This is a genomic window from Methylocystis heyeri, assembly GCF_004802635.2.
Taxonomy (GTDB): domain Bacteria; phylum Pseudomonadota; class Alphaproteobacteria; order Rhizobiales; family Beijerinckiaceae; genus Methylocystis; species Methylocystis heyeri.
Genome location: NZ_CP046052.1, coordinates 3,696,520 through 3,709,173 on the forward strand (window position 1 = coordinate 3,696,520; position 12,654 = coordinate 3,709,173).

The following is a 12,654-nucleotide window of genomic DNA, read 5'->3' on the forward strand; positions in this document are numbered from 1 at the left end:
CGCGGCGTGAGACCTCGGCTAAGGAAAGTCGACAAAAATAGGCGGATTTATTCCCGGCGACGCCAAATCAAGGCGCCCGCGCCGGTTCGAGCAATGGGTTGGTCTGGTTTCCGTTTGTGACCCATAGCTGACGAAGCTCCGAAGGATCGGCCGCGGGTTGCAAAATCCAAACGGCATCCAACGCGACGCCCCGATACGGAACGGGAACGCCCCTTGACGCGGCGTCCTCAGCTTGCTACTTTCTATTACCCAATAGGTAACATTTTCGGCCGGCATACAGATTACGAAAAAGGTACCACGTGGAGATTAAAGCTAAAGGCAAGCTTAAGGCGGCGCTAGAAAGCGAAGCGGCATGCCAAAAGCAGTATGGCCGCGACATGACGAAGAAAATCATGCTGCGCCTGAGCGTGCTGCGCGCCGCCGTGTCGCTGGCCGACTTCTGGCCACCGATGTCCGGGCCTGAACGTTGCCACGAGTTGAAAGGAAAGCGCGCGGGCACCTTTTCGATCGATCTGAATCAGCCCTATCGACTGCTATTCGTCCCAATCGAAGAGAACACGCCGACGGACCGCTCCGATGAGCCAGAGCGGTGGGCATCGATAACAAAAATAGAAATAGTCGGAATCGAGGATACCCATGGATAGCGTTCAGCAAGCGACTCTGCTCCCGCCGACGGCTGTCCCTCATCCTGGCGAGGTTGTGGCGGACTATCTTGAATTCCAGGGGTGGACGCAGCGCGATCTGGCGCGGCGTACGGGCCTCACGCCGAAGACCATCAGCGAGATTTGCAACGGAAAGGCTCCTGTTACAGCGCCGACGGCGCTTGCCTTGGAAAAGGTACTTCAGCGCCCCGCGCATTTTTGGCTCAACCTCCAACGTCAATTCGAAGAAGCTGAGGCGAGGCAACTCTATCTTGTGCGATCCGCTCAATGGGCTGACTGGGCTCACAAATTCCCTCTGAGGGAGATGCGGAAGCTCCGCTTTTTGAAACCGGGGCAGACGGAAGTAGATGCCTTGCTCCACTTTCTCGGGGTGTCATCTCCTGAAAGCTGGGACGCTGTGTGGAGCGCTTCTCGTGTGGCGTACCGACAAACCCGAAAATTCGCGACTAGCGTCGAAGCAATTTCCGCGTGGGTCCGCGAAACGGAGCTTGTGGCGGCAGAACTTCAGACGGCGGATTTCAGTGATCATTTGCTCCGCGCGTCGATCGAAGAGCTAAGGCGGCTGACCAGAATACGAGCCAGTGAGGTCATGGAACCAATTCAGAAAATTTGCTCTGCGGCAGGAGTTGCCGTGGTCTGGGTTCCAGAACTGCATCACTGTGCAATTAGCGGCTGTGCGCGGATGCTCTCGGACAGGAAGGCACTCATTGCGCTGACGCTCCGGTACAAGACTGACGATCAGATGTGGTTTACCTTCTTTCATGAAGTAGGTCACTTGCTTCTTCATAGAAAAAATAGATCGTTCGTTCTTGATAACGCGGCAGATAATCTTTCTGATCAGGTCGTTGATCCTGAAATGCAACGGTATGAGAGCGAGGCAAATCAGTTTGCCGCCGACACGCTGATTCCACCTGCTGCTCTCGGCGAGTTCGTGCGGAAGAAAAGTTTCACGAACGAAGACATTCACGACTTTGCGGAAGAGATCCGAATCGGTCCGGGTATCGTTGTCGGTCGATTACAACATGAACGCCTATTGGCGCGTCATCAAGGAAACACGCTCAAGCAAAAGCTCAACTGGCAACTTGCTGAGGATGACGACCAGACTTGGAGGCAATGATGATTGGGAAAATTTTCATAACCAGCAGCGGCTATGATCCGCAGCTTGGTAAGCATGTAAAAGACCCTTATCTCGGACCAAAGGCGAGCCTTGGAGCTTGTCGTCCCGATATCAGGCGCCGTGTCAAAGAAGGGGACCATTTGTTCGTGATATCCGGGAAGCTTCCCAATGTGCGCCAATTCGTGATGGGCGGCTTCGAAGTTGCGCAGAAGATCGACGCCGTACAAGCGTACGAGCAGTTTCCTGATCAGCGCCTTCGCATGCGCGACGATGGTCAGCTAACTGGAAACGTTATTGTCGATGGAAGCGGGGCACAGCACGAACTCGACACTCATGATCCGGCAACGTTTGGAAAGCGCACCCCAAATTATATTGTGGGCACCGATTGCATTTCCTTGGTTGATCCAACGGAGATCGCGCTCGGTCGAGAGCAAACGCTCGATGTGCTTCGGGAAATCTTTAAGAAGAACGGCGGATCACCGTTTGAGATCGTAGGTCATTACGGCTCAAACCTGACTGAAGTTCAAGTCTTAGAGCTGCGCAAATGGTTGCGTTCGCTAAGGAAAGTGACCAAAGCGGCCTAACATTTGGGAAGGAAAGTGCGGCTATGAGACAGCTTTATATGTTCTGGCCGCCGAAGCAGGCCGTGTCAGACCAGACCGGAGGTTGTGATATTAGGGTCCAGACCCATAAAGTGCTTGGCGTAAAGAGCGGGTTGTGATTCAGGGCTTCCGAAAGGAAGCGCCGATGATTCCCGAACAATTCTGGCTGACAGATGCGCAGTTTTCGAAGATTGCGCCACATCTTCCCACTGACACGCGCGGCAAGGCGCGGGTCGACGACCGCAGGGTCATCAGCGGCATCGTCCAAGTGCTCAAATCCGGCGGGCGCTGGGTCGACGCACCGCCGGAATACGGGCCCAAAAAGACACTTTATAATCGCTATGTCCGTTGGGCCGCCAAGGGCGTCTGGGTCGACTTGTTCCATGCACTCGCTCAAGCCGGCGGGCCGCCGACGGAAGTTCTCATCGACTCCTCGGCGGTGAAAGCGCATCGCTCGGCCAGCGGCGGCAAAGGGGGGAGAAAAATCAGGCCATCGGCCGCTCGCGCGGTGGACGCACAACGAAAATCCACGCGCTGACCGACGCGCAATGTCGACCCATAGCTTTCATGCTCACAGCCGGAAACGTCGCCGATTGCACAGCGGGCGCGGAACTTCTTGCCCATCTTCCGCCTTGCGAAGTCCTCCACGGCGACAAGGGATACGATAGCAACGCCATCCGCCGTAGGATCGAGGACGGCGGCGCACTGCCGAATATTCCGCCCAAGGCCAACCGCAAATGGAAGAACTGCTTTTCGCCGCTCCTCTATCGAAACCGCAACGCCATCGAGCGCATGTTCTGCCGTTTGAAGGATTTTAGACGCGTGGCGACGCGCTACGACAGAAACGCCGTCAATTTCCTCGCCGCCGTTTGCCTCGCTGCCACTGTCGCCTATTGGTTATGAGTCTGGGCCCTAAGCCGGTCGCAAAGCGGCGCGATGGCGGCACTAGATATTGGTGCCTTACACACAAAGCCGATGCCACCGCTAAATACGGTCGGCCAGCAATCGAATGCCGCGCGGCGCATCTTCCGCCGATCTTGCCTCACGAAATGTTTGATCTTGATCTTGACCACTATCCCGGCGGGGTCGGCCTATGGGGTGCAGTTCCTCCGGTCTATGACACGACCCGACTTCCCTTGGATTTTGGAATTCACGTTCATGCTCGGAGGGAGTCCGATGGTCCGAAAGACATAGACGCTACCTATCGAGCAGTCAGGCTCATAGGCCGCCAGCTGCCTAGGGCCCAGACTCATAACCAATAGCTGACAGTGGCAGCGAGGCAAACGGCGGCGAGGAAATTGACGGCGTTTCTGTCGTAGCGCGTCGCCACGCGTCTAAAATCCTTTAAACGGCAGAACATGCGCTCGATGGCGTTGCGGTTTCGATAGAGGAGCGGCGAAAAGCAGTTCTTCCATTTGCGGTTGGCCTTGGGCGGAATATTCGGCAGTGCGCCGCCGTCCTCGATCCTACGGCGGATGGCGTTGCTGTCGTATCCCTTGTCGCCGTGGAGGACTTCGCAAGGCGGAAGATGGGCAAGAAGTTCCGCGCCCGCTGTGCAATCGGCGACGTTTCCGGCTGTGAGCATGAAAGCTATGGGTCGACATTGCGCGTCGGTCAGCGCGTGGATTTTCGTTGTGCGTCCACCGCGCGAGCGGCCGATGGCCTGATTTTTCTCCCCCCTTTGCCGCCGCTGGCCGAGCGATGCGCTTTCACCGCCGAGGAGTCGATGAGAACTTCCGTCGGCGGCCCGCCGGCTTGAGCGAGTGCATGGAACAAGTCGACCCAGACGCCCTTGGCGGCCCAACGGACATAGCGATTATAAAGTGTCTTTTTGGGCCCGTATTCCGGCGGTGCGTCGACCCAGCGCCCGCCGGATTTGAGCACTTGGACGATGCCGCTGATGACCCTGCGGTCGTCGACCCGCGCCTTGCCGCGCGTGTCAGTGGGAAGATGTGGCGCAATCTTCGAAAACTGCGCATCTGTCAGCCAGAATTGATCGCGAATCATCGGCGCTTCCTTTCGGAAGCCCTGAATCACAACCCGCTCTTTACGCCAAGCACTTTATGGGTCTGGACCCTAAGGAAGGATTACTGATTTCTGAAGTCGATGCTGTATACTACATGGTCAGCAGCGTATTCGGATTTGACATGCGTGACGTCCGATGCACCTATTGCGGATATCCACATCTCGATAAAGACTGGTTTAGTATCCACCCGCATAGCCGTCATCTGTGCGCGGGTTGCGGTAAAAATTTTCGCGATTCCGTTGCGGGGATCGGAAATCCAATTCGCGCAACCCAGGAAACTTTAGGTCTAGTTTCGCGAAAGCCTGTGCAAGCCGCGAAGGCCATTTCGCTCAACCAGCAAGATTACCCAGGCGGCATACAAATCTGGGGTTCAAACGCCGCAATTATCTGGTCCTCTGGCAAGGCGGAAGAAGAAGGAATTCATGTCCACGCTTACAGGGCAGACAGCGAAGCGGCCGACCCTGACGACACTTTCTCGTCGGTGGAAATAGATGGCTTGAGATTGGACCCCGCCATGGTCCGCACACTAATGGCGCAAAACTCGTTGCCGCATCTCGACGCGCGTGTCGTTCCCCTGAAGTGCAGCCGGTGTAGCGAAATGGAGTTTAGCTGTGGCGAGCTAGCCTTTACACCGGTAGTCGGTCGCAGTTGCTCGAAATGCCAGGGCAAACTTACTGGGCCAACTCGATTGCGACGCACAATTGGAAACCCGTTGATCGCTACGCTGGAGCAATTGTCGGCAGGCGCACCGCGCCCGCCGCAGAAGCATGTAACGAGCCTGTTGCCAGAGACCCTATAAGCCCGTAACAAATTCGCTTCCGGTAGCGGTTAGAGGTCGGGCTTGAGCCGGTCATCCAAGGAGCGGCGACAGGCCCTCCCGCAACCGAACCGATGGTCCGCTCCTGGCGCATAGCGGAAATTGAAATAGACATAGGGCACCGGTTCGGGTCGAGCTGGCCGCCGTGGTTCCGGCGCATTAATGTCGCAAGCAGAGAATCGCCAAAAACCGTGGCGCCAAAGCCCCGACCGGAGACCGCGTGAGCGAATTCGATTGTGTCCGCATCGACAAGGACGAGGCCGGCTATCGCGCGAGATATGCGCAGATTTCGGACGCCGACCTCATGCCCGGCGACGTCGACGTCGAGGTCATCCATTCGGCCATAAACTACAAGGACGGGCTCGCCGTCACCGGCAAGGCCCCGGTGGTGCGCCGCTTTCCGATGATTCCGGGCGTGGATTTCGTCGGCCGGGTGACAGCTTCCAGCCACAAGGATTTTGCGCCCGGCGATCTCGTCGTCGCCGGCGGCTGCGGGATCGGCGAGGCGCATTTCGGCGGCTGGGCGAGAATGGCGAGGATTTCCGGCGATTGGCTGGTTCCCTTGCCGCAGGATCTTTCCACGGTCGAGGCGATGGCGATCGGCACCGCCGGCGTCACCGCCATGTTCTGCATTCTGGCGCTGGAGCGCTACGGCATGACGCCCGAATGCGGCCCCGTCGTCGTCACCGGGGCGGCGGGAGGCGTGGGTTCGGCCGCCGTCGCGCTGCTGGCGCGGGCCGGATGGAAGGTCGCCGCCGTCACCGGCCGGCCCGAGGAGGCGGAATATCTCAAAAGCCTCGGCGCGCAGGAGATCATCGACCGGGCGGAGCTCGCCGAGCCCGGCAAGCCGCTGCAGAGCCAGCGTTTTGCGGCCGGAATCGATACGGTCGGCTCGGTCACGCTGGCCAATGTCCTGTCCCAAACCCAATATGACGGGGCGGTCGCGGCCTGCGGCAATGCGCGGGGCATGGATCTGCCGGCGAGCGTCGCGCCCTTCATCCTGCGCGGCGTGTCGCTGCTCGGCGTCGAGAGCGTGAGGCCGCGGCTTGCGTTGCGGCGCGAGGCCTGGGCGCGTCTTTCCCGCGATTTCGACAGAAAGGCGCTCGCCCGCATGACCGAGACGATTCCCTTCCCGCAGGCGCTGGAGCGCGCGCGCGGCATCGTCGAGGGCAAGGTGCGAGGGCGGCTTGTTGTCGAGATCGGTTGAGGCCCGCCGGCCCGGAGCCCTGTCAGGACCTTCCAAACATTCTTTGATCGAGGCGAAAGGCTCTGCGATCTTGCGCGACAACGACAACGGCCTCTACGGCGCCGCCGCGGCGATATTCCTGATCTGCGCTTTGGCGCTGAGCTATCCCTTCCTCTCCGGCGCCTATACCGTCCCCTGGGACGCCAAGGCGCATTTCCAGCCGCAATTCGCTTTTCTCGCTCACGCCCTGCACGGCTCCCAATCGCCGTTTTGGACGCCCAATGTCTTTGCGGGAATGCCGCAGATCGCCGATCCGCAATCGTTGATCTTCTCGCCCTTCTTCCTGCTGGCGGCCTGGCTCGTGCCCGAACCATCCTTTCAATTGGAGGACGGCGTCGTCTTCGCGATGCTGGCGATGGGCGGGCTCGCGCTGATCCTCTATTTCCGCGACCGCGGCTGGAGCGCGGCCGGCGCGCTGCTCGCGGCGCTTGCCTTCGCCTTCGGCGGTTCGGCGAGCTGGCGCATTCAGCATACCGGACAGGTGATGAGCCTTTCCTGGTTCCCCGTAACCTTGTGGCTGCTGGCGCGGGCGCTGGATCGCCGCTCGGCGGCCTATGGCGCCGCCGCTGGCGCTGCGGCGGCTTTTCTGGTGCTCGGCCGCGATCAGGTCGCTTTCCTGTCCGTCCTGATGCTGACCGCCTATGCGCTTTATCGCGTCTTCACCGACAAGTCCGATCTGTGGAGCGCGATCAAGCCGCTCCTCGCCGGCGCCTTGTGCGGCTCCGCCATCATCGCTTTGCCTATCGCGCTGACGCTCGATCTCGCCGCCAACTCCAACCGGCCTGAGATCGATCTCGACGGCGCCTATAAGGGCTCGCTGCCGCCGGGGTCGTTGCTGACGCTGATCTGCGCCAATCTCTTCGGGACCGACGGGCCCTTGAAGGATTTCTGGGGGCCGCCCTCCGATGTCTTCGGCACGAAAGACATTTATCTCGCCCGCAATATGACCGCGGTCTATATGGGCGCGCTGCCCATGTTGGCATTGGTCGCCGCCGCGGGAAAGCGCTTCCTCGCCGAGCGCGAGGCGCGTTTTCTTGTCGCCGCGGCCGCCCTGCTGGTCGTTTATGGCCTCGGGCGCTACACCCCGCTGTTCCAGCTGATGTATCATATTCCGGGCGTCGATCTGTGGCGCCGCCCGGCGGATGCGACCTTCCCGCTTTGCGCCGTCCTCGCCATTCTCGGAGGCTATGCTTTTCATCTGATCCAGCGCGGCGAGGCGCGCCCGGATTTCCGCGTGGCCGCGGGCGTTGCGGCCGGATTGCTGGCGCTTTGCGCCGGCGTCGCTTTCGACAAAGGCCGGCTCGCCCAGGCGGCGGCGCCGCTAATGGAAGCGCTCGTCTTCTGGGCTTTGGCCCTCGCCGTCATCTTTTTCGCGAGGGCCCTCTCGCAAAGAAGCGCGCTTGCTGTTCTCGCGCTCATCGGCGCGACGACGACGCTGGATCTTGCGATCGGAAACGAGCCCAATGAATCGACTGCGCTGCCGCCCGCGCAATTCGACGTGCTGCGCGCCGACACCAATAACGAGACCATTCGTTTCCTGCGCGAAAAGCTCAAATCCCAGGCCCCCGACCAGCGCGACCGCATCGAGCTCGCCGCGATCGACTTCCATTGGCCCAACGCCAGCCTGGTCCATGGCTTTGACCACGACCTGGGCTACAACCCGATCCGCCTGAAACTTTTCGAGGATGCGACCGGGGCCGGCGATCATCTGGCTTTGCCCGACCAGCGCAATTTCTCGAAGCTTTATCCCGCCTATAAATCGCCGATGTCGGATCTTCTGGGCCTGCGCTGGATCGCCTCCGGCGTGCCGCTGGGCGAGATCGACAAGAACCTCAAACCCGGCGACGTGACGCTGATCGCGCGCACAAAAGACGCTTATATTTACGAATATCCCGGCGCCCTGCCGCGCGTGATGCTGCCGACCTGCGCTATGCCCGCCGATTTCGACAAGATGATCGCGGAAGGCGGATGGCCGCAGGTCGATTTTCGCGAGACGGTGCTGCTGGAGAAAGCGCCGGCCTGCGAGCCCCGCGCGCCGGACGCGTTTTCGCCAAGCGCGCGCATAATCTCCTATGGAACCACGAAAATCGAAATCGAAGCCGAGGCGCCGCGGGGCGGCGGCTGGGCGGTCCTCAACGACGTCTGGCATCCCTATTGGTTCGCGTCGGTGGATGGCGCGCAGGCGGATATTCTGCGGGCCAATGTATTGTTCCGCGCCGTGCGGGTTCCCGAAGGGCGCCATCGCGTCGAGTTCAGCTTCGAGCCTTTGCGGGGGCTGTGGAAGAAGCTGCGTGCGAACAAATAGCGCCATCCGGATCGGGGATTATCCGGGCGGAAGCCCGAAGGGAGTGGTCGGCGCTGCGGCAAGATCGCGGCTGGATAGAATCGCGTCCTGGCTGAACACCATGGGCGGCAAATCCAGCGCCTTCTCGCGGCCGCTCCGTCGCAGCGCGATTACGGGCTGGGCCTCGAGATACTCCCTGATCGCTTCGTGAACCGTAAAAGGAAGCTCCTGCGCGTCATGCGTCCCGGAGTGCCTGCAAATGACGTCGACCGGTTCGCCGCCGCGCACGCAGCCGGCGATGGTGTAGCGGCGCTCGTCCTCGACTTCCCGTCCGTCGACCTTCACCGAGACGACGCGGCGACCTCGTTCCGCCAAGGCGTTGAAGGCGATGGCCATGCCGGAGGCTCGCGGCCCCCAGCCGCCGCTCAGTCTCCAGGGATCCCTGGAAAACACCTGCTCGAGCTCGTTCTCGAGATAGAGGCGCAGCTCTTTACCCGTAATCCATCCCGTCTTCATCCGGGCGTTCATAGGCAGGAAATTCCACAAATCCGCCTCGGTCAGCGTATTGGGCGGGACGGGCGGGCCGAAGCGGAAGCCGTTGGAAAATCCGATGTCGGCTTTCGCGGCCTTGCGTATGGCGTCGGTGATGAGATCGTCGGCGGTGGTCTCCAGCACATCGTAGCGCATCAGAAGGGTTTCCGTTCTTCCGAGCGGCCTGGACATGCGTTCCCGATAGGGCGCCAGCGATTTGTCGACCAGGGCTTTCACCGCAGGGTCTTCGTCGTAACGTCCTTCCAGAACGGGGATGAGGCGGTAGTCGTGGCGGGCGACGCCGCCTTCGTCGAGATAGACGTCCAACCGGGCCAGAAAAGATCCGAAGCAGCCGGGTTCGACTATGATGGTCTTGCCTTCGAGAATGGGCCGCATGGTGCGCTCATGCGTATGACCGGAAAGAATGACGTCGATTTCCGGCGTCTCGCGCGCGATCTGGCGGGAGATGGAAATGCCGGTATGGGTCACGGCGACGACGAGATCCGGCTGCTCGCGGGCGCGAAGCTGCTTGACGAAATCGCGCAACCCCTCCATGCGCGCCGTGTCCATGCCTTGATATTCCGCCGGCGGATGGCGCTTGCTGGCGCTGATGTCGGTTATTCCGACAAAGGCCACTTTCACGCCGTCGCGCTCCAGCGTGACGGAGGGCGGGAACAGGCGCGCGCCGCTCGCAATATCATGGAAGTTGTAGCAGACGACGGGACAGTTCAGACTGGCCATCGTGCGTTTGAAGCGTTCGGGGCCATAGGCTGGCTCCCAATTGCCGGGAACGAAAACGTCGAGACCGAGCGCTTTGAGCGGATCGAGAACTGCTTCTCCCTCGGACCAGGTCGCAGGTCCCGAGCCCTGGAAATCATCGCCGCCGTCCGCAAGAAAACAAGCTCCGTCGCAACTGGCTCTTTCGCGCTCGATCGCCGTTTTGAGCCGGGCGTAGCCGCCCATCATCTGGATTTCCGGATTGGCCCCGGGCAGATATTCCGGGTGGGTTTCGAGCTGGGCGTGCGTGTCGGTGAAGTGCAACAGGGTGACGCGCTTTCCTTTCCACAGGCGCGCCGACGCATTGGTCGCTGCGGCGAGGCCGGTCGCGGCGGCCCATCCAATGGCGGCGACGCTCGCGGACATCATGAAATTTCGACGGCTCCAGGACTTGCTCATCAATTTTCCCTCCTGCTCTCGCCTTGCGGCGTTTGCCGGGGGTTGAAATCGGAAGCGCACCTTAAGCCAGCCTTAAGTCGGGAGGCGTTGTTGCGAGAGGGAAGAACATTGGAGAAGACGACATGCGCGTGCTCATCGTCGAAGACGATCCGATCCTCTTGGACGGCCTTGCGATCGGGCTTGGACTCGCCGGCTGCACCGTCGACGCCGTGAGCGGTTGCGCCGACGCCCGCCTCGCGCTCGAAACCAGCAAATTCGACGTCGTGGTTCTCGACCTCATGTTGCCGGACGGTTCGGGACTCGATCTTTTGAAAGAAAAGCGAGCCGCCGGAGATTTGACGCCGATCGTCCTTCTGACCGCTCTCGATCGCGTGGCCGATCGCGTGAAAGGACTCGACACCGGCGCCGATGATTATATCGGCAAGCCCTTCGATCTCGACGAACTGGTGGCGCGCGTTCGCGCCGCCGCGCGGCGCGGAGAAGGCCGGGCGGAGCCGCGCCTCAAATCCGGCGGTCTGGAGCTCGATCCGGCGCGCCGCTCGGTCACGCTCGACGATCGGCCGGTCAATGTCTCCAGAAGAGAGTTCGCGGTGCTTCTGGCGCTTGCGGAACGACCCGGCGTCATCAAATCGAAGACCGAGCTCGAGGACCGCCTCTACGGCTGGCAGGAGGAAGTGGAGAGCAACGCCATCGAGGTTCACATCCACAATCTGCGCGCCAAGATCGGACGCGATGCGATTCAAACTGTGCGGGGGCTCGGCTATCGTTTGAAGGCGGAACGATGAACTCGCTGCGCAAGCGCCTCTTCATCATGCTCGCCGTCGCGACGAGCCTGATCTGGCTGGGAGCCGCGGGCTGGAGCTACATGCAGACGAAAAAGGAAATCGAGCATGTGCTCGACGCGCGCCTTCAGGAAGCCGCCCGGATGGTCGCTTCCCTCGTCGCAGACGGCCCGGTCGCGCAATCGCAAGGACCGGTCTCGCCCCCGGTCCTGCAGGAGTCCGCAAGCTATCAGCGCCAGCTCGCATGTCAGCTGTGGTCCTTCGACGGGAGGCTTCTCGCCCGGTCGAGCGGCGCCCCCGATGTCCATATGAGCGAGCTGCCCTCGGGTTTTTCGGACAGCATCGTCAATGGCGAGGTCTGGCGGGTCTACGCCGTCGAAGATCAGGCCAAGGGAATTCGCGTGCTGGTGGGCGACAGGCTCGGCCTGCGCCAGCGGCTCGTCGCGCATCTGATCGAGGGGCTCCTGATCCCGGCGCTGCTCGTCGTCCCCTTGCTCGGCCTTTTCATCTGGGCCGGCATAGGGCAGGGATTGCGCCCGCTCTCGAGTCTCGCCGCAAGTCTTCGCAGCAGAGGCGCGGACGACGAGAGCCATGTCGACGGGGCCGCTGCGCCGACCGAGATCAGGCCGATAATCGACGCGCTCAACGGACTCTTCTCAAAGCTGGCGACGGCGCGAAAGCATGAACGCGACGTGACCGCCTTTGCGGCGCACGAGCTTCGCACGCCGCTCGCCGGCTTGAAGACCCAGGCGCAGGTCGCCCTCGCGGCGGCGGACCCCGCCATGAAGGAAGCGGCGCTGCGGCAAATCCTCGTCGCGGTCGATCGAAGCGCGCGCCTCGTGTTTCAGCTGCTCGCTCTGGCCAAGCTCGACGCCGGACTGGATATGGGGCGCGAGGAAGAGGTGAACGTCCTTGCTTTGATCGAGGAGATCGTCGAGGCGGCAAAGCCGGCGCAGCGAGAACGCCGCGTCAGCCTGGACCCTCGCCTTCGCGGTCTCGTCATCCGTGCAAACCGCGAGCTCGCCGCTCTCGCCTTGCGAAACCTGCATGAGAACGCGATGATCTATTCGCCGGAAGACGGCGTAGTGCAGTGGGGATTGGGAGCGGGCGGAACGACGATATTCGTTCGGGACGAAGGCCCCGGCATTCCCGAAGACGAGTTGCCTTTGGTCACGGATCGCTTTTTTCGCGGCCGCCATAAAAGCGTGTCGGGAAGCGGGTTGGGCCTCGCCATCGTCGCGCTGGCGCTCGGGCGCATGGGCGCGGTTCTGCACTTGCGCAACAGGCTGGACGGCCCGGGGCTTCTGGCGGAAGTCCGCTTTGCGCACGCATCGAGATAGCGCGCGTCGGCTACAAGTTCGAACGCGCACAGCTTTCTGAAAACATCTTCCTTGGTCGAGGATGTTCTCAT

At 61.2% G+C, this 12,654-nt stretch carries 11 protein-coding genes; 9 read left to right on the top strand and 2 right to left on the bottom strand.

Translation table 11 applies throughout. The features are described from left to right. Positions 1 to 299 precede the first annotated feature (299 nt). From H2LOC_RS16635 to H2LOC_RS16650, 4 genes are all read left to right on the top strand, one after another. Positions 300 to 644: a type II toxin-antitoxin system RelE/ParE family toxin gene (locus tag H2LOC_RS16635; RefSeq protein WP_136497864.1), complete on the top strand. Its 345-nt coding sequence runs from the start codon at positions 300 to 302 to the stop codon at positions 642 to 644. Continuing rightward, positions 637 to 1,779 (top strand): HigA family addiction module antitoxin, encoded by a 1,143-nt coding sequence (locus tag H2LOC_RS16640; protein ID WP_136497863.1) that lies wholly within the window; start codon positions 637 to 639, stop codon positions 1,777 to 1,779. The genes H2LOC_RS16635 and H2LOC_RS16640 overlap by 8 nt, the downstream gene beginning before the upstream one ends. Continuing rightward, positions 1,776 to 2,363, top strand: a complete 588-nt coding sequence (locus H2LOC_RS16645; RefSeq protein WP_136497862.1) for a DUF3656 domain-containing protein — start codon at positions 1,776 to 1,778, stop codon at positions 2,361 to 2,363. The genes H2LOC_RS16640 and H2LOC_RS16645 overlap by 4 nt, the downstream gene beginning before the upstream one ends. A gap of 163 nt (positions 2,364 to 2,526) precedes the next feature. Then, a protein-coding gene (locus tag H2LOC_RS16650) for an IS5 family transposase (protein ID WP_425487306.1) occupies positions 2,527 to 3,284 on the top strand; the annotation gives its coding sequence in 2 pieces (ribosomal slippage) (positions 2,527 to 2,872 and positions 2,872 to 3,284; 759 coding nt in all). Positions 3,285 to 3,630: 346 nt separating this feature from the next. On the opposite strand, the gene H2LOC_RS16655 is transcribed toward H2LOC_RS16650, so the two are convergent. After that, positions 3,631 to 4,388 (bottom strand): IS5 family transposase gene (locus H2LOC_RS16655; RefSeq protein ID WP_425487302.1). Its coding sequence is split into 2 segments (ribosomal slippage): positions 3,631 to 4,043 and positions 4,043 to 4,388, totalling 759 coding nucleotides; the frame shifts between segments, so codons are not numbered across the junction. A 56-nt stretch (positions 4,389 to 4,444) separates the two neighbouring features. On the opposite strand from H2LOC_RS16655, the gene H2LOC_RS16660 reads away from it, so the two are divergent. The 3 genes from H2LOC_RS16660 to H2LOC_RS16670 all read left to right on the top strand — a co-directional run bounded on the left by H2LOC_RS16660 (position 4,445) and on the right by H2LOC_RS16670 (position 8,775). Continuing rightward, a complete protein-coding gene (locus H2LOC_RS16660; protein WP_154331697.1) occupies positions 4,445 to 5,206 on the top strand; it encodes a hypothetical protein in 762 nt (253 codons plus the stop codon). 238 nt (positions 5,207 to 5,444) lie between these two features. Further along, on the top strand, positions 5,445 to 6,431 hold the full coding sequence (gene acuI, locus H2LOC_RS16665) for an acrylyl-CoA reductase (NADPH) (protein WP_136498217.1): 987 nt from the start codon (positions 5,445 to 5,447) through the stop codon (positions 6,429 to 6,431). Between the two features lie 70 nt (positions 6,432 to 6,501). Further along, positions 6,502 to 8,775: a glycosyltransferase family protein gene (locus H2LOC_RS16670; protein ID WP_136498218.1), complete on the top strand. Its 2,274-nt coding sequence runs from the start codon at positions 6,502 to 6,504 to the stop codon at positions 8,773 to 8,775. Between the two features lie 18 nt (positions 8,776 to 8,793). Here H2LOC_RS16670 and H2LOC_RS16675 read toward each other — a convergent pair whose 3' ends face one another. After that, positions 8,794 to 10,461, bottom strand: coding sequence for a bifunctional metallophosphatase/5'-nucleotidase (locus H2LOC_RS16675; protein ID WP_136498219.1), 1,668 nt, complete (start codon positions 10,459 to 10,461; stop codon positions 8,794 to 8,796). Positions 10,462 to 10,583: 122 nt separating this feature from the next. Here H2LOC_RS16675 and H2LOC_RS16680 point away from each other — a divergent pair, with 122 nt between their 5' ends. Further along, a complete protein-coding gene (locus tag H2LOC_RS16680) occupies positions 10,584 to 11,246 on the top strand; it encodes a response regulator (protein ID WP_136498220.1) in 663 nt (220 codons plus the stop codon). Next, a complete protein-coding gene (locus tag H2LOC_RS16685) occupies positions 11,243 to 12,583 on the top strand; it encodes an ATP-binding protein (protein ID WP_136498221.1) in 1,341 nt (446 codons plus the stop codon). Before H2LOC_RS16680 ends, H2LOC_RS16685 begins: the two co-directional genes overlap by 4 nt. Positions 12,584 to 12,654: the final 71 nt, after the last annotated feature.

What these genes read in the sequence shown, in the direction of transcription:
- H2LOC_RS16640 (WP_136497863.1), top strand. Translation starts at nt 637, where the DNA reads ATGGATAGCGTTCAGCAAGCGACTCTGCTCCCGCCGACGGCTGTCCCT.
- H2LOC_RS16645 (WP_136497862.1), top strand. Translation starts at nt 1,776, where the DNA reads ATGATGATTGGGAAAATTTTCATAACCAGCAGCGGCTATGATCCGCAG.
- H2LOC_RS16660 (WP_154331697.1), top strand. Translation starts at nt 4,445, where the DNA reads ATGGGTCTGGACCCTAAGGAAGGATTACTGATTTCTGAAGTCGATGCT.
- H2LOC_RS16675 (WP_136498219.1), bottom strand. Translation starts at nt 10,461, where the DNA reads ATGAGCAAGTCCTGGAGCCGTCGAAATTTCATGATGTCCGCGAGCGTC.
- H2LOC_RS16680 (WP_136498220.1), top strand. Translation starts at nt 10,584, where the DNA reads ATGCGCGTGCTCATCGTCGAAGACGATCCGATCCTCTTGGACGGCCTT.
- H2LOC_RS16685 (WP_136498221.1), top strand. Translation starts at nt 11,243, where the DNA reads ATGAACTCGCTGCGCAAGCGCCTCTTCATCATGCTCGCCGTCGCGACG.